Origin of the sequence: Nocardia vaccinii NBRC 15922 (assembly GCF_001613305.1) — a bacterium.
Lineage (GTDB): Bacteria > Actinomycetota > Actinomycetes > Mycobacteriales > Mycobacteriaceae > Nocardia > Nocardia vaccinii.
The window spans coordinates 1-24,255 of record NZ_BDCC01000070.1; the positions used below are offsets into that span (position 1 = coordinate 1).

A 24,255-nucleotide genomic window follows, 5' to 3' on the forward strand; every position below is an offset into this window, starting at 1 on the left:
GATAGTCACCTGTCGGGGCGCTGACCGCCGAAGGCGGCCAGACAGAAGGACCACAGGCGTTCGCCGATTTCGCCGGTGTCCACGGCCGAGGGCGCGAACGCGTAGTGGTGGTACACCGACATGACGAGTTTGGTGGCAAGCCACGCGTCGGCGGCGGGGTCGGCGCTGTGCAACAGATTCTCCCGCGTGGCGTTGCGCAGTTCCTGCTCGATGAGATCCGCGAAAGACTGGTTGGCCCCGGCCATCTCGGTGGGGAAGAGCTGGTACAGCCGCCAGTGTTCGGCGGTGATGAAACGCGGCGCGGCGCCCTGGGTGCCGTCCAGCGAATGCAGTGCGGAGGAGATGTAGAACCGCAAGCGGGACAACGGATCCGGCAATTCCCGAGCCGCCTCGGCGAGCCTGGTCGATGCCTCGATCAGGAAGTCCTCGAAGACGGCCAGCAGCAGTTGATCCTTGCTCGCGAAATGCCGGTAGAAGGTTTGCAGGGCGATGCCCGCCTCCTTGGACAACTGCTGGGTGGTGAAACCGGATCCTTCGGTCTCGAGCAGGCGGCGGGCCGCGGCGACGATCGTCTGCGCCTGCTCGATACTGCGGATGCGCGAACGTTGTACCGACCGTGATCGCGCCGCGGCGCGATCGGCCCATGCCGGGGTTTCGTGCGTGACCGGAGAATCCGATGTGACCACTGCGGACCTGCCTTTCAGACGGGGCTGAGCGTGACGACCGGTATCACCCGCTGGGTGCGTTCCTGGTAAACGTCGTAGTTCGGCCAGTATGCCGTGACGAGGCCCCACAGCCGACGGTGTTGTTCGCCGGTGGCGGTCCGCGCGCGGACGGACAGGTGCTCGGCCTTGACCTGGATCTCGGCATCGGGGTGCGCCCGCAGGTTGAGGTACCAGGACGGATGACGCGGTGCGCCACCCATCGAGGCGACCACGAGGTAGTCCTCGCCGTCCCGGCCGTAGATGAGCGCCGAGGTGCGGCGGGCGCCGCTCTTGCGTCCGGTCGTGGTCAGCAGCAGGATCGGAACACCGTTCCAGGTGTAGCCGACCTCGCCGTCGGTCTCCTGGTACCGGGCCACATGTTCGTCCCCACGCAAGGTGATGTCGGGCGGTCGGTAAGCGGATTCGGGCATTGTGCCTCCGGATCGTGTGGTCAGCAGGGTCGTGTGGTCAGCCGAACAGCACGGGAATTTCGGTCGCGCCCCGCTCGTACAGGCCGATGACGCGGGGCGGCGGGGCGTCGGGGTCCGGACGCAGATTCGGCAGCCGGTCCAACAGTGCGCCGATCCCGGTCGCCATCTCCGCCTTGGCCACGTGCATACCCAGACAGGCGTGCGCACCACTGCCGAATGCGAAGGAGGGCCGCGGTTTTCGGGTGATGTCGTAGACGTCCGGATCCGGCCAGCGCGCCGGATCGCGATTGGCCGCGCCGATGGCCAGATGCAGCACCGCGCCCTCGGGCAGATGAACGCCGTGGAAGTTGGTGTCGCGCATGACATACCGAGAGAACATCGGATCGGTCGGCTGCCAGCGCAACGCCTCGTCGATCGCCGGGCGCAGTAGTGTGCGATCGGCTCTGACCGCTGCCAGGATCTCCGGCCGTTGCAGCAGTGCGGTCAGCACTATGCCCATCTGTTTCCAGGTGGTGCCCGACCCCGCGGTCAGCAACAGCACTGCGAACGAATGGATTTCGGCATCGGTGAGCCGCTTGGCCGCACCGTCCTCATCCGGGAGTTCGGCTCGGACCAGGACGCTGAGCAGATCGTCACCCGGGGATTCCCTTCGTGCCGCGATGAGCGGCCGGATCAGCTCGACGACCTGCTCCGGTTGCCGCGTCGCGGCCCGGATCTCCAGTGCCTGTTCGACCGGAACGCCGAAGCTGCCGGTGATGGTGAGAACCGGGATGGCGGCGCAGAAATCCACGTTGAGTTCCGCGCGGCCCGCATCGATGATGCCGTCGATGAGATCGTGGACGGTCTGCTCGATCCAGTGGCTGGTCCACCAGCCCGCCTTCGAGGGCATGAAGGACGGCTGCACCAGCGCCCGATATCTCCGGTGCTGTGCGCCGCTCATGGCGAGCAAACTGTTCGTCGCGCTCACCGGCCCCTGGTTGGGGTCCACCGGATGCGGGGAGGAGACGAACACCTCCGGATTGCGATAGGCCGAATCGCAGGCCGCGAAACCGAACGCGGAGAAGTGCTCCCGATCCGGTTCCGGTAGCCCGTGGAAATACGCCTGGCGGGGGTAGCCGGTCAGCTCGTGCACCGTGCCCGGTTGGACCGGGGCCCGCGTTCGGAGCCGATGCCAGACCGGATAGGGGTCGTCCTCGTAGTCGCCGCCGGTCTGTACGAGGTAGGAACCGCGCAGATCGAACAGCTCGCGGACTCGGTCTCGGTCCAATCGTGTTGTGGCAGACATGCTCTCACCTCGCCACATATCCGCCGTCGACCGGCAGGAGGATGCCGGTGATGTTCGCGGCGCGTTCGGATGCCAGGAATACCGCGGCCTCGGCACAGTCCTCCGCGGTGATCGGGCGGCCCAGCGGATGATTGGCCGCGGTGCTCTCGGCCGCGCGGGCGACCGTCTCGGGATCCTCGCCCAGGCCCCCGGCCGCCATGAACCTCGTGAACGGCATACCGGCCGGACAGATCGCATTGGCGCGGATGCCGAACGGCGCGCCTTCGATCGCCACGGCCTTGGTCAGCTGATGGACCGCGCCCTTGGTCGCGGCGTACACCGCACCGCCCCAGGCCACCATTCCCGCGACCGAACCGGTATTGAGCACAACGCCGCCGTCGCCCTGCCGCTTGAACTGTGCCACAGCGTGTTTGGAGCCGAAGAACACCCCGCCGACATTGATCGCGAACAGCCGCTGGAAATCCTGTGCCGAGTGGTCCTCGAGCTTCGAGCCCAGCCGCGGCGTCGGCACGCCGACGTTGTTGTACACCACGTCCAAGTGGCCGAAGTGCTCGACCGCCGCGGTGATCAACGCCTCGACCTCGTCCTCGTGGGCGACATCGCAGGCGATGGGAACGGCTGTGCCACCGGACTTCCGGATCTTCTGCGCGGTCTCCTCGGCCGATTCGCGCCGGATGTCCGCGCACAGCACGCGGGCGCCCTCGGCGGCGAACCGTAACGCCGAGGCCGCCCCCACACCGGACCCGGCGCCGGTGACGACCACACCCTTACCTTCGAACGTCATTCGAATTCACTCTCGTCATTCGGCGTGCCGCCGGTTATCAATTGCAAAGCGCCGGTGGGGCATGCGCCCACCGCCTGCCGGACCCGGTCGAGCTCATCGCCCGGCGGTTCGCGCAGCACGGCCTGGCCGTCGTCGTCATGGGTGAAGCTGCTCGGTGCGTAGTCCAGGCAGACCCCGCACCCGATGCAGGCGGTCCGGTCGACCCGGACCGTCCAGTCCCTCACCTCAGACTCCGGCGAGAACCGGAGGTTCGGCCGGGGTGAAGCGGTACAGCCGTTCGGCATTGCCGCGCAGGATCTTGTACTGCGTCTGCTCGGGCAGGTGCGCGATGACGCGTCGCACGCTCTGGATGCAGTCCGGCCAGGTGGAATCCGAATGCGGATAGTCGGTCTCGCACATGATGTTGTCCTCGCCGATCACATCGATACTGGCGATGCCGTGGACGTCCTCGATGAAACAGCCGAAGACGTGCTCCCGGAACGTGCTTCGAATGTCGAGGGTGTCCAGGTCGACGTGGTGGCTGGCGGCGTGCTCACCGAACCGGACGCCCTTCTTCACCCAGTGCCGCTGCTTGTCCAGCACCTGCTCGGCGCGTTCGAGGAAGTACGGCATCCAGCCGATCTCACCCTCGGACAGGGCGATCTCGAGTTGCGGGTAACGCTGGAACATGCCGCTGAACAGCCAGGACAACATGGCCCCCGAGGTGCGGGTGGCACCCCAGGCGAGATTGGCCAGGAACGGCGCGTCGGGGGAGATCTGCGGCACGGTCGACGACGACCCGACATGCATCGAGACGACCATCTGCAGATCGTTGGCGGCGGCCATCACCGGATCCCAGTAGCCGTTGGGGTCGTGGATCGTCGGAAGTCCCAGGGGCGCGGGGTTTTCCGAGAACGCGAACGTGGTCGCGCCCTTGCCGGCGCAGCGTTCGAGTTCGGCGGCGGCGAGTTTCGGATCCCACAGCGGGATCAACACCAGCGGAATGTAGCGGCCGGGCGCCGCGCCGCACCACTCCTCGATCATCCAGTCGTTGTACGCCTTCAGGCAGACCAGGCCGAACTCGCGATCACTGCCCTCGGAGAAGAGCTGGCCGCAGAACCGGGTGACCGTCGGGAAGCACAGGGAGGCGAGGATTCCCGCGCGATTCATATCTTCGACGCGAGCCTTCGCGTCATAGCACCCCGCGCGCATCTCGCTGTAGGACAACGGTTTCGGGCTGAACTCCTCCTTCGACTTCCCGGCCACCGCGCTCAGGCCCGAGCTGGGGAAGCGCTTGCCGTCGTAGGTCCAGAAGTCGATGCCGTCGTCGCCGACCTCCAGATGTGGCGCGCGCTCGCGGTCCGCGTGTGGAACCCGATCCACCCACAGGTTGCCGGGCTCGAGAATGTGGTCGTCGACCGAGATCAACCAGTCGAGGGACAGATCGGACATGGTTCCTCCTTCGGATGCGGTGGCGGTCACCGGAATTCGCCGATGGCCAGATGTTTGACTTCCTGGAAGGCCCGGATACCGTCCGGGCCCCGCTCGCGGCCCAGGCCGCTGTGCTTGTAACCGCCGCTCGGCGCGTACGCGCTGAACACGGCGGTGTTGACGTTGACCGCGCCGGTGCGCAGCCGCCGAGCTACGGCCGTCGCGGCGGCGGGGTCGGCCCCGTACACCTGGCCGGACAATCCGTAGCGACTGTCGTTGGCGATCGCTACCGCGTCATCGATGTCGCGGTAGCCGATCACCGACAGCACCGGGCCGAAGATCTCCTCCTGCGCAGCGGGATTGGCATTGTCGGGCACATCCAGCACGGTCGGTTGCAGGTAATAGCCGCGGTCGAATTCGGCGGGGCGGCCGCCGCCCTGGGCGAGCGTCGCGCCCGCCGTGATCGCCCGGGCGATCACGCGCTCGCAGCGTTCTCGCTGGGCCGCGCTGATCACCGGGCCGAGCGCGGTCGCCGGATCGGTCGGCGGGCCGACCCGCAGCCCGGCATATACCTTCGAAACAGTCTCGACCACTTCATCTTTGACCTCGCGCGGTACCAGCATCCGGGTGGCCGCCACGCACGCTTGGCCCGCCGTCCCGCCCACCACCGCGGCCGCTCCGGCACCGGCTCGCGCCACCGCGTCGGGCAGGTATATCTGGGCGGATTTACCGCCGAGTTCCAACGCCACCCGCTTGATCGTCGGTGCGGCCTGCCTGGCGATCACGGCTCCGACGGTGGTCGAGCCGGTGAACGAGACCATGTCCACCGCAGGATGACTCGTGAGCAATTCCGCACCCGTGGAGCCGGACTCGACGACGACGCTGAAAACTCCCGGCGGCAGTCCGGCCGCCTCGGCTGCGGCGCCGAAGATCAACGAGGAGATCGGGGTGAGCGGACTCGGCCGCAGGATCACCGAATTGCCGGTGAGCAACGCGGGGACGATCTTCTGCAATGCCATGATGAACGCCGCGTTGTAGGGCGTGATCGCGGTGACCACGCCCACGGGTTCGTACCGGCGGATGCTCAGTGCGACCCGGCCGCGGGTCAGCTCGTCCACCGGAACCGGGTTGGCCCGCTCCTCGGGCATCGCCAGGTACAACTCGATGGTGTTGCGCGCCAACGTGATTCCGGCGAGAAACTGGGATCGTTCGGCGAATGCGAGCGGCTGCCCGGCCTCGGCGACCATGGTCGCGACCAGTGCGTCGCGGTCCTGTTCGAGCCGGTCCAGGAAAGTGCGCAGGACACGTGCGCGCTCGGCCGCTGTGGCCTGGGCCCACACGCCGCCGTCGAATGATCGCCTGGCCTCGGTGACGGCGCGTTCGATCTCGGCGACCGGTGTGGTCGGCAATTCGATGACCACGGATTCATCGGCCGGATTCTCGACGGCGAAGGGAGTCTCCCCCGTCACCCATCGACCGGCCACATACGATCGCCGCTCGGCGAGGATCATGGCCATTTCGGATCTCCTTCGTCGTTGCCGCGCAGGGTCATAGCGGCTCGCTGGTGTAGAGCACCGCGCCGCCGTAGTGCGGGGAGGACTGACAGGCCAGGCCGACCCTCGCGGCGGCGCGCTGCCGGGCACCCGCGCGTCCGGACAGTTGCAGATAGCACTCGAGCATCTGCGGGATACCGTGCATTCGTCCCGTGCCGAGGGCGCCGCCGCCGGACAGCACCGGCAGGCCCGTGGCGGAGTCGATGCCGCCGTCCTGGACGAACCGGTGCGCCTCGCCGACCGGGCACAGACCGAGCGACTCCAGCCAGAAGTAGACGAGAGGTGAGAAGCCGTCGTACAGCTGCGGCAGATCCACGTCGCCGGGGCCGAGTCCGGTTGCCTCCCAGAGCCGTCGCGCGGTGGCAGCGCCCCCGGCCATGATGTCGTCCAACGGCCAATGCGCCGGCAGGCGAGGCGGGGTCGGCCCGCTTCCGGCATATCCCGCGATGTATACCGGGGGATGCGGCAGATCGCGGGCGCGTTCGGCCGAGGTCAGCACGAACGCGGCCACGCCGTCGACCGGAATATCGCAATCCAGGCGGCGTACCGGATCGCTGATCATCGGCGCGGCGAGATAGTCGTCGACGGTGATCGGTCGCTGGTACCAGTACGACCAGGGCAGCTCGGCCCCGTTCCGGTGAGCCTCCACGACGACGTTCGCCATGGCCGCCGGATCGGCCTGGTAGCGCTGCAGATATTCGGTGTAGGGCAACCCGATCATCGACAGCGGGCCGCTGTACCCCTGCGGTGCGGTCCACTGCTGCGCACCGGCGATCGCGGTCACCGGGTTGTCGTGGTAGCCGCCGGCCGGATTGTGCAGGGCGCGGTGCAGCACAACGTAATCCGCGGCGCCGGCGGCGATCGCGTTGACCGCCGTGGCAACCGAGCCGGACATCTGGCCGATGCCCTGGAATCCCGCGACATAACGTGGATCCGAGCCGATGTGCTGGGCCAGCCATCCGGCGGTCACGGTGCTGCGCCCATCCTGGACCGCGTGCGCTCCGGCGGTGGGAAACAATGCGGCAGCGACGAATCCGTCGATGTCCGCCACTCGCAGACCGGCATCGGCGATCGCCGCCCGTGCGGTATCGATGGCGACCGCGCCCAGCGTCCGGTCGAAATGCCGCCGCACCGCGCTGTGCGCGAACCCGGCGACGGCCACCGCGCCGCCCGCACGGAATCGGCCGGTCATCGGAGTTCCGGTCCGGCGGCCAGGACGAATGCGGGTACCGCGACGTCCGCGGCGATGTCCTCGAAGGCGACGTGCACCGAATCACCCTGGTGTACAACGCTGTTCGGTCCATCCAGCAGGCGGCCGAGCATTCGCAGATTGCGTTGTTCGGCGAGTTCGACGTCGACGAGCAGGTACGGCACCTCAGCGGCGAATCCCGTCAGCGTCGCTCGATGCACCGTCGTCCAGGACCGGATCGTGCCGTCTCCGCTGACCCGCTCGAAGCGGAAGTCCGGCGTGGTCGACCCGCAGTGGTGGCAGATCGCCTCGGGCGGAAGGGAATACGCATCGCAACGTGCACAGCGGGGGATGACCAGTTCGTGCCGGGCGGCCGCGGCCCAGTATTCGGCGGAGGACTCGTCCGGGACCGGCGCCGGGCGCGTCACGGGATCACCCCGGCGTTCTTGAGTTCGGTGATCTGGTCCCAGGAATAGCCGAGGTCGAGCAGGCACTGTTCGGTGTGCTCGCCGTGTTCCGGTGCGCGGCGCAGCCGCGGGGGCTGTTCGTCGAATTGCACCGGTCCGGTGGGCAGGGAATAGGACCGCCCGTCCTCGAGTTCCACCCGGCCCAGGTACTGATTGGCCTGCACCTGCGGGTCGTCGAGCAACTCCTCCACGGCCTGCACCGGCGCCCAGGGCGCGTCCAGGCCCGCGAGCAGATCCTTCCACTCCTGGAAGGTCCGCCCGGCGAATTCGGCCTCCAGCTCGGCCACGCAGTCCGCGAGATTGGCGCCGCGAGCGGCCAAATCGACGAAGCGCGGATCGTCGATGAGTTCCTCGCGGCCGATCAACCGGCAGAAATCGGCCCAGTAGCGATCGGATTCGAGGAAGACAAGCTGGATATGCCGCCCATCCTTGGTGCGATAGCTGCCGACCAGCGGGTTCACCGAGCCGCCCCGGCCGGAGACCGCCCGCGGCCGATTGCCCGACAGCGCGGCGAGGACATCGGAGGACAGCATCCACATCGCGCCGGCCAGCAGCGAGACGTCCACGATGCCGCCGCGGCCGGTGCGTTCGCGGCGCAGCAGTGCCGCGGAGATGCCGAATCCCAGTGCCACAGCGCCGTTTCGGTCGCCCATCGCACCGCGCTGACTGATCGGGTGATCGCGCTCGGGCGGGGTGAGCACATGTGCCACACCGCCCTGCGCCCAGAACGCCGAGGAGTCGTAACCCGGTTTGTCCGCCCCGGGACCGCGCACCCCGAACCCGTGACCGCGGGCGTACACCAACCGGGGATACCCGGCGGTGAGCCGTTCGGCGTCGAGTCCGAGTCGCTCCAGCGCGCCCGGCCGGAAGTTGGTGAGGAATACGTCGGCGGTGGCCAGCAACTCGTGCAGCAGTTCGCGTCCGCGCTCGGTGCCCAGATCGATCGACATCGATCGCTTACCCCGATTCGCCAGTGCCACGGACAGATTCACGCCATCGCTGTCCGATCCGATGCGCTGGGTGGCGAGTCGGCGATACGGATCTCCGGTGGGCCGCTCGATGCGGATGACGTCCGCGCCCCAATCCGCGAGCAGCGCCCCGGCCACCGGAACGAACACCCACTGCGCGAGTTCGACGACCCTGATCCCCGTGAACGCATCGGAGTCCACGAACCACCTCCACCGAGTGACGATAGAACCATGTTCTCATCGAGAGTAGAACATGACTCTCGTTTGATGGAAGCGAAACTCTAAAGATGCAGGTAGCGGAAAGCCCACGGGTTCGATGCGTCCCGTGGGCCGGGGTGCCGCCGGATGCGGTCCGTGCAATGCTGCTGCCGCGTGTGCGGATTGTCCTGGCCGAGAGGAGCTTTCGGCCTCGCTCGGGCTATCGGCGTCTGTGCGCGGGGGTCATTCGGGTGCCGATCGCCGGGCCCTGCCAGCCGCACGGTTGGGCGCAGGTGGCGATGGTTTCCGAATCGGTGCTGCCGTCCGCGTAGGTGTGCGCGAGATGCGCCGCGCCGGCGGGATATCCGCAGCGCGGGCATTTGCCGAAGTAGTCGAGGATCTCGGTGACCGTGGAGTGGATCGGTGCGCCGGGCGGGTGCGGGCGGTCGCCGCCGTGTTGTGGCGACGAAGGGATTTCGACGGTGGTCATGGGAACTCCCGGGCGGGTGCTGGGGTGAAGTTTGTCCGTATCAGCGGTGATATTGCACTCTATATTATTGAGAATAGCGTTCTCGCTGCTCTGTGTCCGCATTCTCGTGAGCGATAGTGCGTGCACCTTGTGGCGCTCGCGCGGTAGACCTACTGTTGAGTCGGTAAGTTCGCCGAGCTAAGGAGTCCCGTGCCCGGTCACGCGCCTTCCCGGCCTTATCAGACGTTGCTGGCCAAGGGGGAACAGCGGCGTTCGCGAATTCTGGTGGTCGCACAGCGCCTGCTTACCCGCTACGGCTGGCGAAACACCACGCTCGCGCAGATCGCCGAGAAGGCGGGGGTCACCCGTGCGGGACTGTTGCACCACTTCGAGTCCAAGGATCAACTGCTGCAGGCGGTGCTCGACGCGCGCGACGTGGACGACGAGCGGCATGCGGATCTGGGCGGTGACGTGATCGCGGAGATCGAGAACGTGGTCGAGCGGTTTCGCCGCGCGCCCCAGCTGATCGGCATGTACACCGTGCTGCTGGCGGAGAACCTCGACCCGGACGCGCCGTTGCGCGGCCGGTTGCTCGAGCGGCATCGTGCGGGTGTCGAGGTCATCGCCGAGGGTATTCGGCGCGGCCAGCGCAGCGGCCGGTTCCGCGCGGATGTGGATCCGGCGGTGAAGGCCGTCGAGGTGGTCGCATTTCTCAGCGGAATGGAAACCACCTGGTTGCTGGATCCCTCGATCTCGCTGGATCGGGTATTCCGGGACTACGCCCGGGCGCTCGCGCGCGAGCTCGCCCCTGCGGACCCGCGCTGAGCGGCGCCGCGAATCGGGCGCCGGGCGGTCACAGCCGCCCGTCGAGTCGCAGCGCGGGGTGCACCCACTCCGGTGAGCGGCGTTCCTTGAAGGCTCGGAACCCTTCGGCCGCTTCGGGTTTGCGAAGACTCGCCTGCATGCCGATCCGGTCGTAGAGGCCCAGATAGTTGTCCAGACTGGACTTGATCGCCGCCCGCGCGTCCGGCGCGGTGCGACAACACTGCGCGAGGACCTCGCGGGCGGCCTCGGGAAGGTCCTCGTGCGGGACGACGCGGGCGACCATGCCCCAGTCCAGCGCCTCGTGCGCGGTCAGAGTGCGGCCGGTGAACATCAGGTCGCGGGTGCGCACCGGTCCGATCAGCCTGGCCAGCATCTGGCTGTAGTACGTATCGGCTATCCCGCGGTAGAGCTCGGGTACCCGGAAGGTCGCGCGGTCGCTGACCACGGTCATATCGGCACACAGCGCGATTTGCAGTCCGCCGCCCTGGCACAGTCCGTTCACTGCCGCCACCACCGGTTTCGTGGATTGGCGCAAGGTTTCGAAGGGTAGTGCGTCCATGCCCAGCGCCGAACCGAAACTCATCCAGTTGTCGCTGCCGCCGCCACCCATATCGCCGCCGGGTGCGAAGACGTCGCCCGTGCCGGTGATCAGCAGCCCGGCCAGATCCGGATCGGAACCGACGTGATTCACCGCGTACTTGATGCCGAAGTACATCGCCGGGGTCATCGCGTTGCGCGCCTCGGGACGATCCAGCGTGCAGACCCCGAACGGCCCCTCTCGCGTGAACCGCAGATACGGCGTGCCCAGCCAATCGCCCTGCGGTGGTCGCGGGTCCTGTTGTGCGGCAGGGCTTTCCGTCACCATGTCTCCTTCGCTGGGCGCTGGGTCATGTCTGCGCTTCGCGGAATGCGAGCATGATCTCGAAAGGTCGGATCGGCGTCGCTGGTCACTTCAACCCACTCCGTTCGCGGCAGTATCATTCCCGATAGCTGAGAATAGTATTCTCGCGCGTATCCCGGGATGCTTCGGCTCGATTCGCCGAAGGCGATCCGGCTGGGCGCGGCAGCGATTGCCCGGCAAGGCTTCTCGCTACCGCCGTACGAGATCGCCCGGTGCCCGGATGTGCCGGCCCAGCGGCCGCGGGAGTGCTCTCGGTATTTCCGCCGGTCCGGCGTGCGGTCAGGATTTCTTGCTGGGGATGACGATGACCACGATCAGGGTCAGGATGCTGAAGAACAGGCCGAGAATTCCCCAGCCGAGCGGGTTGCGTCCCTTGAATCCGGCGATCGCGCCGCAGATGATCGCGGCCAGGATGCTGCCGATGGCCACGAAGACGCCCTTGATTCCGCGCAGAATGAAACCGGCGGCTTCGGGGTGGGTTTGCACAGCCGACAGTAGCGTTGTCATCGCCGTTCCTCTCATTCGTGCCGCGCGGTCTTTGTCACCGCTCGGCGGCAGGAAAGCAGATACCCCGCAACTCCCGTCGCAAACGGCCGTTTGACCCCTACCGGACGGGATATTGCCGTGAGGTCCGTTCGAAGACGCGGCGCGAAAGCAGGTCGCAGCCGCAACAGGAGGAAATGTCGTGGCGTCGTTGGTTTCGCTGATCGTTGTCGTGTTGGGAAGCCTGGCGGCGACGGTCATCCTTGCCTACGGTGCGGTGGCGTGGAGTTACCGACGCAGGATCATGACTGTGTTCCGGGGCGAGAAGCCGGTGGACAAGCCCGTCCGCATAACCCCGTTGCCGAAGGCCGACCTGGCCGTATGACAGTAACCAACCTGCGCCGAACGCCGTCACTGGAACTGAACTTCGCGGCCGTGCCGGACCGGCTCGGCCAGGTCCGCGGCGCGGTGCGTTCGTGGCTCGTCCGGATCTCGATGGACGAGAGCCGGATCGCCGATCTGCTGCTGGCCGTGGACGAGGCGTGTACCAACGCCGTCGAACACGGCCACCGCGGCGACGGCGGTCCCGTCTCGCTGACCGGCCGTGTCGAGGGGGACCGGCTGCACATCGTCGTCGCCGATCACGGGCGGTGGAAGCCGCAGGACCCGGAGCCGGACCAGATGCGCGGACGGGGGATGGCGATCATCCGCGCGGTCGTCCCGGACGTCGAGATACGCACCGGGGACACCGGCACGGTCGTGGAGATGCGAGTGCGCATCCCGGAACGGGGCGGCCGCGAGGGCTCCGCCCGTTTCGGCGCCTGACCGGTTTACTCGGCGGCAGCCTGCATCCGATCGATGCGCTCGTGCACCGTGAGCAGCACGTGGTCGAACCTCGTACGCAGACCAGGGGTGTTCGGGTTCAGGCTCCGGGCCTCCTCGACCAACCGGACGGCCAGATCGCGCAGTTTGGTGTTGGTCTGCTGTGAGCGCCATTTCAGCACCGCGAAGGCCTGTTCCGGACTGAGGTCGTAGACCAGGACGAGCACGCCCTTGGCCTGCTCGATCGGCGCGCGCGCGGCGATCACCTCGGGCAGAGCCTCGCTGAGGGCCTCGTTGCGCTCCTGCTCGATGGCATCAGTGAGATCGACGAAGTACCCCGTCGTGCCGATCACCGTGCCCTCGTCATCGGTCTCGTATTCGCCGATGACGACGACCTCGTGCACCGCCCCGCCGGTATCGATGATGCGGTGTCGGCTGGAGAACGGGTCGCCACAGGTCACGACCTTCTCCAACACCGCCTCGAGATCGGCCCGATCGTCCGGATGCTGGTGTGAGACAAGCAGTTCGGTGGTCGGCTCGACGGCGCCGGGCTCGTAGCCGAACATCCGCGCCAACTCGTCGGACCATTCCCACCGATGCTGTGCGAGCGAGAATCGGAACTCGCCCGCTTCGGAACACGCCTCGTTGCTCATCACACTGCCGAGCGCTGTCACGAGGTGTGGCTCGAACTGTTCACTATCGATCACCGCAATATTATCCGCCCAGGTCGTCGTGCCGGTGGCGGCACGGTCCGAATCCGCCGCACCGGCCCCGTGCCGTTCAGTCCGGCAGTGCCTGCTGTCGCAGCGTCTTCAGTGTCTTCGCGAGCAATCGGGACACCTGCATCTGCGAACATCCGAGTCGGTCGGCGATCTGCTTCTGCGACATCGAACCGTAGAAACGCATGATCAGCACCTCGCGTTCCCGATCGGGGAGCGCCGCGAGCAGCGGTTTGACGGCCAGGTAGTCCTCGACGAATTCGTAACGGGGTTCCTCCGCGCCCAGGGTGTCGCGCAGCGGGGGCGTGGAGTCGCTGTCGTCGTGGTCGGCGCCGTCCAGCGAGGCGGTCTGGTAGGCGTTGCGGGCGATCAGCGCCTGGGTCACCTCCGAGAGATCGACCTCGAGTTCGTCGGCGATCTCCCGCGCGCGGGGCACCCGGCCCAGCTCATGGCTCAGCTTCTCGATCGCCGGGCCCAGCCTCAGCTGAATCTCCTTCAGCCGCCGCGGGACTCGGATCGTCCAGGCATGGTCGCGGAAGTGCCGACGCACCTCGCCCATGACCGTCGGCACCGCGAAACCCAGGAACGTCGCGCCGAAATCCGGGTCGAAGCGGTCCACCGCGGCGACCAGTCCGACGCGGGCGATCTGCAGGAGGTCCTCGAAGTTCTCCCCGCGTCCGGAGAACCTGCGGGCGACGTGCTCGGCCATGGGCAGGCAGCGGGAGATGATCTGCTCGCGCAGCTGCCGTCGCCGTGGGTCGTCCTCGGCGAGTCCGGCCATCTCGGCGAACAGCGGCTCGAGATTCTCGTAACCCTCACCGGTGTCCTTCGCGGGACCGGAGGAGTTGGTCATCGCACCCCGCTCGTCCAACGGAATTCGATGGTCGTGCGGTACCCGTTCGTCGCCGCGTCGAGCGGATCGACCGTGGTGCTCACCGAATCGGTCAGCGTGGACACGATATGCCAGCTCATACCATTCTGATCGGGCCCGTGGTCCGATGCGGCGATCGAGGAGACCCGGATGGTCATCGATGCGTTGTCGTAGCCGATCTCACAGTCGAGCTCCGATCCGGGGACGGCATCCCGAATCAGCGTGGTGGCGACCTCTTCCAGCGCGAGCCGGATATCGGTCACCTCGTCGATGCCGAAGTCCGCCAGCAGCGCGATGGTCTCGGCGACGGCTCGCAGCATCGCCAGTTCTTCGAAATCCGCACTCACCCGGATACCGATCGTGCGGGTGCGCGCCGCCGACGCGGATGTCGTCTCGTCCAGACTCACTTCACTACTCCCGAATTCCGTATCGCGGCCGAACCTCTCGTTATTCTCTGCGAGCGTACTGATCGCCGAACCGCTCCGTCTTCGCGGTACGCCCTGCCCCGGTCCGGTGCGGTAGGTTCTACCACGGAGAACATGGTTCGGCGCCGGCGGACGGACCCTTCGCGCCGAACCCGTGCAACGGAGGTGAACGGTGGCGATGAGCGGGGACGAGACGCACACGCTCGATATCGAGGTGCACACCCGGGAGAACACCAAGGTGGTCGCGGTGCGCGGGGAGATCGACATCGTCTCGGTGCCGGAGTTGCAGACCGCCCTCGAACAGGCCGGCCAGGACGGCGCCGCGGCGGTCGCGGACCTGTCCGGGGTCGGTTTCATGGGGTCGGCCGGACTCAGCGCCCTGCTGGTCGTCGCCGAGGCGGCCAAACCGGAGCGGTTGCGGGTGGTGGCCTCCACCGCGGTGCGCCGCCCCATCGAGGTGACCGGACTGGACCAGGTGCTGGCGGTATTCGACACGCTCGATGCCGCCCTGGCCGCCGGGCGGCAGAGCGCGTCCTGAGCTGTCGCGCTCACAGGTTCGGCAAGCGCACGACCTGAACGAAGAATTCGTCGATCTGCTTGATGGCCGCGATGAACTGATCGATGTCGACCGGCTTGGTGACGTACGCGTTCGCGTGCAGCCGGTAGCTGCGCAGGATGTCCTCCTCCGCCGCGGAGGTGGTGAGCACGACCACCGGGATATGCGACAGGTCCGGGTCGGACTTGATCTTGCCCAGCACCTCGCGGCCGTCGTATTTGGGCAGGTTCAGATCCAGCAGGATCAGATCCGGGCGTGGGGCCCCGGCATGTTCACCCTGGCGGTAGAGGAAGTCCAGCGCCTCCTGCCCGTCGTGGGCGACGTGCAGGGTGTTGCCGATCTTGTTGTCCTCGAACGCTTCTCGGGTCATCAGCTCGTCTGCGGGGTCGTCCTCCACAAGCAGGATGTCGATCGGTTGGCCGGCTCGGTTCATGCGGGGGCTCCTTCGGATTCGGGAATGTCGATGGGCGCGGTGCCGGTGCCGCGCAGGGTGAAGACGAACCGGGTGCCGTCGGTGTAGTCGTTGTCGATCCGGATCCGGCCGCCGTGATACTCGACGATCTTCTTGCAGATGGCCAGGCCGATACCCGTGCCGCTGTATTCGTCGCGGCCGTGCAGTCGCTGGAAGATGACGAAGACCTTCTCGGAGAATTCCGGTGCGATGCCGATTCCGTTGTCCGACACCGTCAGGCGCCAGCCGCCGGCATCCTCGTCGGCTTCGCAGGTCACCCGGACCACCGGCGCGGTGTCCGGTCGGCGGAACTTGATCGCGTTGCCGATCAGGTTCTGCCACAGCATGGTGAGCAGAATCGGCTCGCCGGTGATTTCGGCGAGGGTGTCGGGGCGCTCGATGCGGGCGCCGGTCTCCTCGATCAGCGCCGAGAGATTCCCGATCGCCTTGTCCAGCGGCTGCTCGAGCGCGACCGGGGTGCTGTCGCCGCCGACGCGGCCGACCCGGGAGAAGGTGAGCAGATCGTTGATCAGGGACTGCATCCGTTTGGCGCCGTCCACGGCGTAATACAGATATTGCAGGCCGCGCTCGTCGAGCTGATCGCCGTAGCGCTTTTCCAGCAGCTGACAGAACGAGGCGACCTTGCGCAGCGGCTCCTGCAGGTCGTGCGAGGCGACATAGGCGAACTGCTCGAGTTCGGCATTCGATCGCCGCAGCTCCACGGTCTGCGCGTCGAGGGAGGCCGTCTGCTCCGTCAGCACCACGCCGGCCTCTCGTGAGGCGCTCAGTTCCTCGATGATGCGCCGGCGCATCTGCTCCACCGCTGTGGCGACAGCCGCCAAATCGGCGGGTCCGTGTGTATCGATGACGTGACCGAAATCGCCGTCGGCGACCCGGCTGGACGCGCTGGTCAGATTCTGCAGCGGCCGGGCCACTCCCCGTCGCATCAGCTCCCGCACCACGAACGCGGTCAGCATGAACGCGATGATCATGCCGATCAGCACGCTGTCGCGCAGCGTCTGCGCATGCTTCAACGCGGCGATATCGTGCGCCCGGGTGTCGGCGAGCGACCGATTCTGTGCGCCGAACGCGGTGCGCAGCCGGTCGAACACGCTCTTGCCATGATCGGCACTCGTCTGGCCCAGGGCGCGCACGGCGTCGGGAGTGCTCGCGGTGGCCAGTGGCTCGGCGTAGACGCTGTGCCACTGATCGGCCATCCGCTCGATGGTCTCGAGATCGCCGGACAATTTCGGCTCCCCGGAGATCAGCTCTCGCAGCCGGTCAGCCGAGTCGTTCTGCTGCCGGCGGCCGGTGTCGTACGGCTGCAGGAACTGCGGATCGGCGGTGAGCGCGTAGCCGCGCAAGCCGGTTTCCTGACTGATCAGCGCGTTCTGTAGCCGATACGCCTCGGTGATGGCGGGGGTGGTGCGGTCCAGGAGCCGGTCGCTGATCTGATTGGTCTGGGTGATGACCTGGACGCCGACCAGTGTCCCGGCGATGACCAGAAGAATCATGCAGGCCAGGACGAGCTGGAACCAGTTCATCACGGTCAGGCGGCGCAACAGCGTGGAACCGCGCCGCGCGGGTGAGGTACTCATCGGTCCGCGTCCTCCTTCCGCCATCGCAGATGCAGGATCGCCAGATCGTCGTCCAAGCCGCCGGCCGGTTCGGCCAGGCCCTCGACCCGCGCGATCAGATCGTCGACGAAACGCTCGGGCACCGGGCCGATCACCTGCCGGGCCAGATCGAGCAGACCATCCTCGCCCAGCCGGCCCTTGGCCGCGTCGACACAGCCCTCGAAGAGCCCGTCGGTCAGCAACATCAGGCTGGTGTCCGGTGACATCGTCACCTCGTGCACCGGCCACTTCGCGCACTCGGGGAAGAAGCCCAGGGCGGGGCCGCCCGGCACCTCGAGCCAGCGCAGTTCGCCGTTCGAATGCACCAGCAGGCCGGGATGTCCGGCGCGCTGGATCCGCACCGTCCGGGAAGCGGGATCGAGGACCAGCGACGTGGCGGTGGCGAAGGTCTGCCGTTGGACGCGTTCGGCCAGCAGCACCTCCTCCAGCAGCTGCAACTGCCGCGCGCCGACGATGCCGCTGAGAACCAGTGTGCGCCAAGCCAATCGCAGCGCCACACCGGTGGCCGCGGCGTCGGGGTCGTGACCCGACACGTCGCCGATGACCGCGTGCACGAGTCCCGCGGAGTCCTGGACGACGTCGTAGAAGTCCCCGCCCAGCAGGGCATGGTCGCGGCCGGGACGGTAGCGCGCGATCACCTGCACCGCACTGTCGTGTGACAGCAGCGGGGTGGGCAGCAGGCCGCGTTCCAGGCGGGCGTTCTCCCGGGCGCGCATCTGACTGGCCTGCAGCGCCACGGTCGCGCGCTCGGCCTGCTTGCGCTGTACGGCGTACCGCATCGAGCGGTCGAACAGCTCCTGGTCGACCCGGCCTTTGACCAGGTAATCCTGGGCGCCCGCGGCGACCGCGGCCAGTCCGGTGCGTTCCTCGTCCAGTCCGGTCATAACCACGACCGCGGCGTCGGTGTGCCGGTGGATGCGGGCCAGCGCCTGGAGTCCCTGGGCATCGGGGAGATGCAGGTCGAGCAGGACGCAGTCGGGTGTCTGTGTCGTCAGGTAGGCGTCGGCCTCGGTCAGCGTCCGCACCCAGTGCATCCGCGGCCTGGCTTCCGCACCGACCAGTTCCTCCACCAGCAGTGCATCGCCGGGGTCGTCCTCGACCAGCAGGATCGCCATGTCCTGCAGCCGTGCGACTATTCCCGCCGAGTGGTCGGTGAATACCGCCACCACGGCCTCCGATCTCATGGATCCTGCGCGTTATGCGCACGCCGAATACCCGTCGGCCGGTTGCTGGACCGTGAGGCAGCGACGATCGTATCCGATTCCGTCGCGAAACTGCCCATCCCGACGGCTGAGCCCTGCTTCACCGGCCGGAGGCGCAGCATCCGCGCAGCAGCCACGACGTGCCGGCCGGGCCGAACGTGATCAGCGTCGCTGTCGTTCCGACGCCGGATGAGCGGCTATCGAAGGTGGTGAGCCGGGTGCGCCCGATATGCCCGGTATGCCTTGCCGACTGCATGAGCTCTTTCGATGTCTCGGATAGTGTTGCCCGCCGGGGCGGGGCTGTGTCGTCTATTTGCCATGGAGAGTGAGGGCGTGATGTCTGTGGACCGATCGAATTCCGGTGACCGTGATGTTCTGCATATCGAAATCGGCACCCACGGCGGTGCGGTGGTGCTGTCCGTACGGGGTGAGGTGGACGCGTTGACCGCACCGCAGTTGCAGACCCAGGTCGAAAAACTCCGGACCGTCATCGAGCGCGCCGAGCAGGACATGACCGTGGTGATCGACCTGTCGCGAGTCGGATTTCTCGGCTCCGCGGGCTTGAGTGTGCTGCAATTCGCGGCGCAGGTGGCCGCGCCGCGCCCGCTTCGCGTGACAGTCTCACCCGCCGCGCGCCGAGTGATCGAGGTGACGGGCCTGGACCGCATGTTCGGCCTCTACGACGATCTGCCCAGCGCGCTCGCGGACACAGCGCAGGACCCCACGCGCAACTGATCGGGCACGCCGAGCCGGCCGCCTTCATCGAAGCCTGAACTCTGCTGCCGATATAGACCGCTGCCTCAGCCGCCCCGCGGCGGTATGCGAACGCGCTCGGGGCCGCGAGACGAATTGCGGCCCCGGGAAATTCAGCGGCGGGTCACCGTCAGCTGGACGACGGACTGTCCGGGAATGGCTCGCAATTGCAGCAGTTCGGCGCCCGGGGCGGACACGACATCGGCGCCGTGCACGTCGACGTGATAGCCGTTGGGGTAGTCCGATCGGGGCAGGACCACCTCGGTGCGGAGGTCTCCGGCGAACGGACGGCCCGAATCCGGGCGGGCGGTGGTATATCGAAAGCCGAATGTTCCTGTGCCCGGGTCGTAGTGCCACTCCTGCGGAGTGCCCGCGACCGCCTGGGGATACGGGCGCACGACCGACTCCGCGGGGGCGATCAGATTCGGGCCGGTCGGCGGTTGCTGACTGTGGCCCGGCAGTTGGTTCTGCGTGATGGACCACAGCATCCAGGAAGCCATGTTGTCGTCCAGGCTGCCGGTCACCCGCGCCAACATCGCCGCATCCCGCGTCGCGCCGAATTCGGTCACCAGTCCCGCCGTGCCGGCCGCGCGGGTGCTGTCGAAACCGTTCTGCGGGCAGGTCCGGATCGGTCCGAGGCAGTAATCGTGAAAGCTCATTCCGGCGCGGGGATCGCCGGTCGGGTTCGGCATGCGCACCGGCGAACCGAAATCGGTGGTGACGAAAGGTTCGTAGAACAGCAGATGCCGGGGGTCCACTCGCCGGATGGCCGTCATCGCCTTGGCCTGGAGGGCGGCGAGCGCGTCTCGCGCGAATTCGGGGCAACCGTCCAGCAGGCACGTCGGGTGCGTCATGCCGGGCCACGGCTCGTTGATCAGGTCGTAGCCCAATACGTAGCGTTCGCCCGCGAATCGTCGCGCGATATGCGACCACATGGCCGCATAGTGTTCCTGCACCCCGATGCCGTCCGGCGCCGGATGATCACGCCAGAAATTGGCCCACGCCCGATTCTGGGCCGGGCTCAGCGTGTAGGCCCCGAACAGGCCCGGGACCGGGCCCGGCGGCAGTCCGTCGGGGAACGTCGCCCAACCGGGAAACCCGTCCCAGCTCGCGCCGACCGACTTGTTGAACGCGTCCTGATGCGAATCCACCAGGGAGTAGATGTTGTGCCGGGCCAATACCCGCTGGGTCTGTTCGATCTGCGCGATGTACCGGTCGTCGTAAACCCCTGGCCGCGGCTCCGCCGCGCTCCACGCGAACCCCAGCCGCACCGCATTGATCCCGCGCGCTGCGAGAAAGGCGGCGTCGCGATCACCGAATCCCCCGGCCGCCGGATAGAAAGGCGGGTATTTGTACACGAGATTCACACCGTGCAAGGTGATCACCCTGCCCTGGCCGTCGGTGATCCAGCGCCCCACGTGCCCCAATTCCGGATTCGCCGGCGCCGCCGTGGCCGACGGCAGGGAGGTCATTGTTACCAGCAGCACCGTTACCAGCAGCACCGCCGCCACCCCGAGACCCCGCAGCATCCACCCGATCATGGTCATCCCGAGAACCTTTCACCGAGTTCGCGGCATCGGCGGGATGCACGCATTGGGCAGGAACCGACCCCGCGCAAGTCGGTCTCGACGGTGATGCAGCGCCATTTGCCAAGTATTTATAGTGCATATGCATCTGGATCCGTTTCCGGCGGCGGGCAGCGGACTCGGTCTTGGAGAATGTCGGGCGATGGTCGGTCGCCCCGGCACGGCTCTATTCTCGGCGAGAGATCGACCACCAGCACCTGATGCTCCGGACCACATAGGCGAGTGCGCTGACCGCGAGCATGATCGCGGACAGCAGTAGCCAGCGCAGGAGGAATGGTTGCTGGGTACCTCCGGTGGCAGCGCGGTAAGTGGCCGCACCCTGCTGGATGATTCCGGGGAAGAACAGCAGAAACGACAGCCCGATGCCGAGCAGGGGTACTCGGATGTAGTTCAACGGTGAGAGTCGGAGCCGGGTCCGGGCGGACAGTGCGCCCAGTACACGGTCGACGAGGGCGTACGCGGGGAAGAGCAGCAGGTCGTGGGCGACGATGGCCGCCGCGAACCACACCGCGATCGCTTGCCACCACACCCGGTGGTTCCAGAGCGCGTCGAACCCGAGCACCCACAGGCTGTAGCCGGCGAGTGCGAATGCCGCCAGCAGCAGGGGTAAGTGCAGCGGGTGTGCTCCGTACGCGCGTTTCCATCGGTGGATCAGCCTGCCCGCGGCCATTTCATGCCCTCCGGAATTCGATTGTGGAGACCCATTTCGTGTTGTGAACGCCTGGCATGGCGGGCACGATTATGCGTGCCGGGTAGCCGTGGTCGAGCGAGAGGTCCGCGCCGTTCACGCGCAATGCCAGCAATGCGTCGGGATCGAGTACCTGATTCGCTTGCAGCAGTGCAAGATTGAACGCCCCGGCCCGTTCGAGCGAGGTCACTGCCGCGGAAGTGGGCCGCTCGACACCGGCATGGCGGGCCAGATCGCACAGTCGCACCCCGGTCCAGGTTTGTGTGGTGGACCATCCTTCGACACAGGCGATGGGCAGTCGGGCGGCATGTTGGGGCATGGCCAGCAATGTCGCCCGGTCCAGGCGTACCGGAACGGGCCCGCCGATCAAGCTCAGTGTCCAGGAATCGCCGACATCGGCGGTGGTGATTCCGGCTGCGGTGGCTGTGCGGTTGATCTGAAAGTCGTTGGCGCTGCGGCCTTCGCCGCGTCCGCGGGGTAGTAGCAGCGCGGCCCGGCGGGTGAATCCGCCGACGGTCTGGCCCGCGGTGAGGACGACGACGAACGCCACGCCGCCGCCCACCAGTGCCAGGGCTCCGCGGCGGCTGACGGTCGGCTCGTCTGGGTCGGTGGCAACCAAACCGTCGGCATCGGGCGGTTCGGGCTCGGTATCGGCGCGGGAGGTGCGCAACACCTCCCGCAGTGATCGTGAACGCAGTGCGGCGATCATGCGCGGCAGTTTGACGGCTACGTGTGCGACGAATCCGGCGATGAACACCCACGCCCCGAAGTAGTGCGCGGTGTAGAAGGAGAATCCGAAGATGTAGTCGTACTGGATATTGAGTATCCCCGTGGCCATTTCGAACAGCACGCCGCCCACCAGCATCACCAACGACACCCGCTCGATCGCCGCCGAGACCGACCGCACCGGAGGCCAGGCGAACAGTCGCGGGATCACCGACCAGAGCTTTGCCGCCACTACCGGCACGAGCGCGAGCCCCAACCCGACATGCAGGCCCTGTGTGAGCCGGTACAGCCACGATGGACGGGTGGGCCAATCGAAGGTGGGCAGCGCAAGGCCCCCGACGTGCGCCGGGATCGCCTGTCCGAAACGCGGCCCGTAGGCGATGTAGGACAACAAGCCGGTGACTATCACGAGCGGCAGACAGACCAGCAGAACAGAACCGAACACCGAGGTCAGCCATGGGCCACGCAGCGGGCTACGCCAGCGCGGCCGCGGCAACGACCGAATGTGCTTCTGGACAACCACGCTTCGAAGATATGCCGCAGCCTGCGGTTCTCGCGGTCGACACCAGCGCCCGAGTCCCGATTCGGTAGCGCATCAGGTTGTCCTGCCAGGGCGGATGACGAAATAATGACAGCTACCCGCCATTGTCGCTCCTTTCGTCATCCCGCTGTTGCGGGCCATGCGGGGAAGGAGTCGGCGCGAGGCCATCGCTGATGTTTCATGGCCGCTGATCGCGGGCGATGGGGTAGGTTGCTCGGCACCGGAATGGAGATGAGCAGGGTTTCTGATCTATCGGCCAGGAGGCTCGGGTGAAGTCGGCGGCTCGGCAGTGACTGTGCGTAAAGGTATGGCGCGGATTCCGGCGGGCTCGTTCGCGATGGGGTCGCTGGAATTCTTTCCCGAGGAGCGGCCGGTGCGTGAGGTCGCGGTCGACTCGTTCTGGATGGATGTTCATCCGGTGACCACCGCGGCATTCGGTCGATTCGTGCGGGACACCGGATATGTGACCGTGGCCGAACGGGAATTGGACCCGGCGGAGTTTCCCGGCGCCGACCCGGCCGATCTGGTTCCCGGTGCGCTCGTGTTCGAGATGACGGCCGGGCCGGTCCGGCTGGATGACTGGCGGCAGTGGTGGTCGTACGTTCCGGGAGCGTGCTGGCGTCATCCGGGCGGGCCGGGGACGAATCTGGTTGGGCGCGATCGGCATCCGGTCACCCACATCGCCTACGCCGACGCCGAGGCGTACGCCGCATGGGCCGGTAAGGAATTGCCGAGCGAGGCGCAGTGGGAGTTCGCCGCCCGCGGTGGCCTGGCCGGAGCGCGGTTCCCCTGGGGGGACGAGTTCGCTCCGCGGGGACGACGACGGGCCAATACGTGGATGGGCCGGTTCCCATGGGAGTTCCTCCCCGGTAAGGGCCAGGCCACCCGGCCGGGCACGACCAAGGTCGGCACCTATCCGCCGAACGGGTACGGGCTGTTCGACGTGGCAGGCAACGTGTGGGAATGGACCACCGACTATTTCCATTCCGAACACCGGACAGGCACTGCGGGCTCGTGTTGTCCCGCCGTGTACACCGCGGCACCGCCTCCGGCGGCAACCGGTGAGCGATATGCGCGCCGGGTGATCAAAGGCGGCTCGTACCTGTGTGCGCCGAACTACTGTCTGCGCTACCGGCCCGCCGCACGCCAGGGGCAGACCGAGGACACCGCCACATGCCACCTCGGCTTCCGGTGCATCCTGCCTATCTGATCACTCGACCGGCGTTGCTGGTCGATACCGCTGAACCCCGCTCTGCGGAGACCGGACAACCAGAGGTTGGTGCTCGTTCACGGAAGGTCATGATCGTGCTGTGGTGATGAGTTCCTCGACGACCCACTGGGCGATGCCGGCCGGGAAGGGTTTGGGTAGTCCGGGGACGAGGTGGCCGAAGCCGGCATCGGTGGCGCGGGCGATCGCGTCGCGGGTGAGCTCAGGGTGGTCGACGGAGACCGGCAGGTGCATCGATCGGGTGAGGGAGGCCGGGGCGCGGCCGATTTCGGTGCAGTAGCGGTCCAGCAATGCGCTGCGGGCGATCGCGTCGTCGATGTCACCGCCGGGAATCCGATCCGAGGGTGGTCTCCGCTCCACAAAGCGGAACAACGTTCCGTTCT

The 24,255-nt window shown here is 67.2% G+C and carries 29 protein-coding genes; 6 read left to right on the top strand and 23 right to left on the bottom strand.

Going from position 1 to position 24,255, the window contains the following annotated elements:
* Positions 1 to 5 precede the first annotated feature (5 nt).
* The 11 genes from NV1_RS35380 to NV1_RS35430 form a co-directional block, all read right to left on the bottom strand.
* Entirely contained in the window at positions 6 to 686 is a 681-nt protein-coding gene (locus NV1_RS35380) for a TetR/AcrR family transcriptional regulator (RefSeq protein ID WP_067901846.1), read from the bottom strand.
* A gap of 14 nt (positions 687 to 700) precedes the next feature.
* On the bottom strand, positions 701 to 1,135 hold the full coding sequence (locus tag NV1_RS35385) for a nitroreductase family deazaflavin-dependent oxidoreductase (protein ID WP_067901849.1): 435 nt from the start codon (positions 1,133 to 1,135) through the stop codon (positions 701 to 703).
* 37 nt (positions 1,136 to 1,172) lie between these two features.
* Positions 1,173 to 2,420: a cytochrome P450 gene (locus NV1_RS35390; RefSeq protein ID WP_067901851.1), complete on the bottom strand. Its 1,248-nt coding sequence runs from the start codon at positions 2,418 to 2,420 to the stop codon at positions 1,173 to 1,175.
* A 4-nt stretch (positions 2,421 to 2,424) separates the two neighbouring features.
* Entirely contained in the window at positions 2,425 to 3,204 is a 780-nt protein-coding gene (locus NV1_RS35395) for an SDR family NAD(P)-dependent oxidoreductase (protein ID WP_067901854.1), read from the bottom strand.
* Complete coding sequence (locus tag NV1_RS35400) at positions 3,201 to 3,428, bottom strand: ferredoxin (protein ID WP_067901856.1); 228 nt, start codon at positions 3,426 to 3,428, stop codon at positions 3,201 to 3,203. The genes NV1_RS35395 and NV1_RS35400 overlap by 4 nt, the downstream gene beginning before the upstream one ends.
* Position 3,429: 1 nt before the next feature.
* Positions 3,430 to 4,635: an amidohydrolase family protein gene (locus tag NV1_RS35405; RefSeq protein ID WP_067901994.1), complete on the bottom strand. Its 1,206-nt coding sequence runs from the start codon at positions 4,633 to 4,635 to the stop codon at positions 3,430 to 3,432.
* A 26-nt stretch (positions 4,636 to 4,661) separates the two neighbouring features.
* On the bottom strand, positions 4,662 to 6,131 hold the full coding sequence (locus NV1_RS35410; RefSeq protein WP_067901858.1) for an aldehyde dehydrogenase family protein: 1,470 nt from the start codon (positions 6,129 to 6,131) through the stop codon (positions 4,662 to 4,664).
* 31 nt (positions 6,132 to 6,162) lie between these two features.
* Complete coding sequence (locus tag NV1_RS35415) at positions 6,163 to 7,359, bottom strand: thiolase family protein (RefSeq protein WP_067901859.1); 1,197 nt, start codon at positions 7,357 to 7,359, stop codon at positions 6,163 to 6,165.
* A complete protein-coding gene (locus tag NV1_RS35420; RefSeq protein WP_067901861.1) occupies positions 7,356 to 7,784 on the bottom strand; it encodes a Zn-ribbon domain-containing OB-fold protein in 429 nt (142 codons plus the stop codon). Before NV1_RS35420 ends, NV1_RS35415 begins: the two co-directional genes overlap by 4 nt.
* Positions 7,781 to 8,992, bottom strand: coding sequence for a CaiB/BaiF CoA transferase family protein (locus tag NV1_RS35425; RefSeq protein WP_067901863.1), 1,212 nt, complete (start codon positions 8,990 to 8,992; stop codon positions 7,781 to 7,783). The genes NV1_RS35420 and NV1_RS35425 overlap by 4 nt, the downstream gene beginning before the upstream one ends.
* A gap of 217 nt (positions 8,993 to 9,209) precedes the next feature.
* A complete protein-coding gene (locus NV1_RS35430) occupies positions 9,210 to 9,479 on the bottom strand; it encodes a hypothetical protein (protein WP_067901865.1) in 270 nt (89 codons plus the stop codon).
* Between the two features lie 189 nt (positions 9,480 to 9,668).
* Between NV1_RS35430 and NV1_RS35435 the strand changes: the two genes are divergently transcribed.
* Complete coding sequence (locus NV1_RS35435) at positions 9,669 to 10,283, top strand: TetR/AcrR family transcriptional regulator (protein ID WP_067901868.1); 615 nt, start codon at positions 9,669 to 9,671, stop codon at positions 10,281 to 10,283.
* 28 nt (positions 10,284 to 10,311) lie between these two features.
* Here the strand turns inward: NV1_RS35435 and NV1_RS35440 are convergent, their stop codons facing one another.
* Together NV1_RS35440 and NV1_RS35445 are read right to left on the bottom strand one after the other, a co-directional pair.
* On the bottom strand, positions 10,312 to 11,145 hold the full coding sequence (locus NV1_RS35440; RefSeq protein WP_373864691.1) for an enoyl-CoA hydratase/isomerase family protein: 834 nt from the start codon (positions 11,143 to 11,145) through the stop codon (positions 10,312 to 10,314).
* Between the two features lie 318 nt (positions 11,146 to 11,463).
* On the bottom strand, positions 11,464 to 11,691 hold the full coding sequence (locus tag NV1_RS35445) for a deoxyribodipyrimidine photolyase (protein ID WP_067901872.1): 228 nt from the start codon (positions 11,689 to 11,691) through the stop codon (positions 11,464 to 11,466).
* A gap of 178 nt (positions 11,692 to 11,869) precedes the next feature.
* Between NV1_RS35445 and NV1_RS35450 the strand changes: the two genes are divergently transcribed.
* Positions 11,870 to 12,052, top strand: coding sequence for a hypothetical protein (locus NV1_RS35450; RefSeq protein ID WP_067901875.1), 183 nt, complete (start codon positions 11,870 to 11,872; stop codon positions 12,050 to 12,052).
* On the top strand, positions 12,049 to 12,492 hold the full coding sequence (locus NV1_RS35455; RefSeq protein ID WP_067901878.1) for an ATP-binding protein: 444 nt from the start codon (positions 12,049 to 12,051) through the stop codon (positions 12,490 to 12,492). Before NV1_RS35450 ends, NV1_RS35455 begins: the two co-directional genes overlap by 4 nt.
* A 5-nt stretch (positions 12,493 to 12,497) precedes the next feature.
* Here NV1_RS35455 and NV1_RS35460 read toward each other — a convergent pair whose 3' ends face one another.
* The 3 genes from NV1_RS35460 to NV1_RS35470 form a co-directional block, all read right to left on the bottom strand.
* Positions 12,498 to 13,196, bottom strand: coding sequence for a PAS and ANTAR domain-containing protein (locus tag NV1_RS35460; protein WP_245714091.1), 699 nt, complete (start codon positions 13,194 to 13,196; stop codon positions 12,498 to 12,500).
* A 73-nt stretch (positions 13,197 to 13,269) separates the two neighbouring features.
* Complete coding sequence (locus tag NV1_RS35465; RefSeq protein ID WP_067901881.1) at positions 13,270 to 14,061, bottom strand: RNA polymerase sigma factor SigF; 792 nt, start codon at positions 14,059 to 14,061, stop codon at positions 13,270 to 13,272.
* The gene (locus NV1_RS35470; protein ID WP_084526281.1) at positions 14,058 to 14,486 is read right to left on the bottom strand and encodes an ATP-binding protein; all 429 of its coding nucleotides are present in this window, start codon (positions 14,484 to 14,486) and stop codon (positions 14,058 to 14,060) included. The genes NV1_RS35465 and NV1_RS35470 overlap by 4 nt, the downstream gene beginning before the upstream one ends.
* 196 nt (positions 14,487 to 14,682) lie before the next feature.
* Between NV1_RS35470 and NV1_RS35475 the strand changes: the two genes are divergently transcribed.
* Positions 14,683 to 15,042, top strand: coding sequence for an STAS domain-containing protein (locus NV1_RS35475; RefSeq protein WP_067901884.1), 360 nt, complete (start codon positions 14,683 to 14,685; stop codon positions 15,040 to 15,042).
* 10 nt (positions 15,043 to 15,052) lie between these two features.
* On the opposite strand, the gene NV1_RS35480 is transcribed toward NV1_RS35475, so the two are convergent.
* From NV1_RS35480 to NV1_RS35490, 3 genes are read right to left on the bottom strand one after another with little or no spacing between them, the layout of a single operon-like run.
* Complete coding sequence (locus NV1_RS35480; protein ID WP_067901887.1) at positions 15,053 to 15,493, bottom strand: response regulator; 441 nt, start codon at positions 15,491 to 15,493, stop codon at positions 15,053 to 15,055.
* Positions 15,490 to 17,109, bottom strand: coding sequence for a sensor histidine kinase (locus NV1_RS35485; protein ID WP_157117583.1), 1,620 nt, complete (start codon positions 17,107 to 17,109; stop codon positions 15,490 to 15,492). Before NV1_RS35485 ends, NV1_RS35480 begins: the two co-directional genes overlap by 4 nt.
* Entirely contained in the window at positions 17,106 to 18,332 is a 1,227-nt protein-coding gene (locus tag NV1_RS35490; RefSeq protein ID WP_067901890.1) for a PP2C family protein-serine/threonine phosphatase, read from the bottom strand. The genes NV1_RS35485 and NV1_RS35490 overlap by 4 nt, the downstream gene beginning before the upstream one ends.
* 354 nt (positions 18,333 to 18,686) lie before the next feature.
* On the opposite strand from NV1_RS35490, the gene NV1_RS35495 reads away from it, so the two are divergent.
* Positions 18,687 to 19,085, top strand: a complete 399-nt coding sequence (locus NV1_RS35495; RefSeq protein ID WP_067902001.1) for an STAS domain-containing protein — start codon at positions 18,687 to 18,689, stop codon at positions 19,083 to 19,085.
* Positions 19,086 to 19,216: 131 nt separating this feature from the next.
* Here the strand turns inward: NV1_RS35495 and NV1_RS35500 are convergent, their stop codons facing one another.
* The 3 genes from NV1_RS35500 to NV1_RS35510 all read right to left on the bottom strand — a co-directional run bounded on the left by NV1_RS35500 (position 19,217) and on the right by NV1_RS35510 (position 22,626).
* Positions 19,217 to 20,650, bottom strand: coding sequence for a cellulase family glycosylhydrolase (locus tag NV1_RS35500; RefSeq protein WP_067901893.1), 1,434 nt, complete (start codon positions 20,648 to 20,650; stop codon positions 19,217 to 19,219).
* Positions 20,651 to 20,855: 205 nt separating this feature from the next.
* Positions 20,856 to 21,359 (bottom strand): hypothetical protein, encoded by a 504-nt coding sequence (locus tag NV1_RS35505; protein WP_067901896.1) that lies wholly within the window; start codon positions 21,357 to 21,359, stop codon positions 20,856 to 20,858.
* A 1-nt stretch (position 21,360) separates the two neighbouring features.
* Positions 21,361 to 22,626, bottom strand: coding sequence for a molybdopterin-dependent oxidoreductase (locus NV1_RS35510; protein ID WP_174557522.1), 1,266 nt, complete (start codon positions 22,624 to 22,626; stop codon positions 21,361 to 21,363).
* 325 nt (positions 22,627 to 22,951) lie between these two features.
* Between NV1_RS35510 and NV1_RS35515 the strand changes: the two genes are divergently transcribed.
* Entirely contained in the window at positions 22,952 to 23,854 is a 903-nt protein-coding gene (locus NV1_RS35515) for a formylglycine-generating enzyme family protein (protein WP_067901899.1), read from the top strand.
* A gap of 87 nt (positions 23,855 to 23,941) precedes the next feature.
* Here the strand turns inward: NV1_RS35515 and NV1_RS35520 are convergent, their stop codons facing one another.
* Positions 23,942 to 24,232 (bottom strand): hypothetical protein, encoded by a 291-nt coding sequence (locus NV1_RS35520; protein WP_067901902.1) that lies wholly within the window; start codon positions 24,230 to 24,232, stop codon positions 23,942 to 23,944.
* Between the last annotated feature and the right edge of the window lie 23 nt (positions 24,233 to 24,255).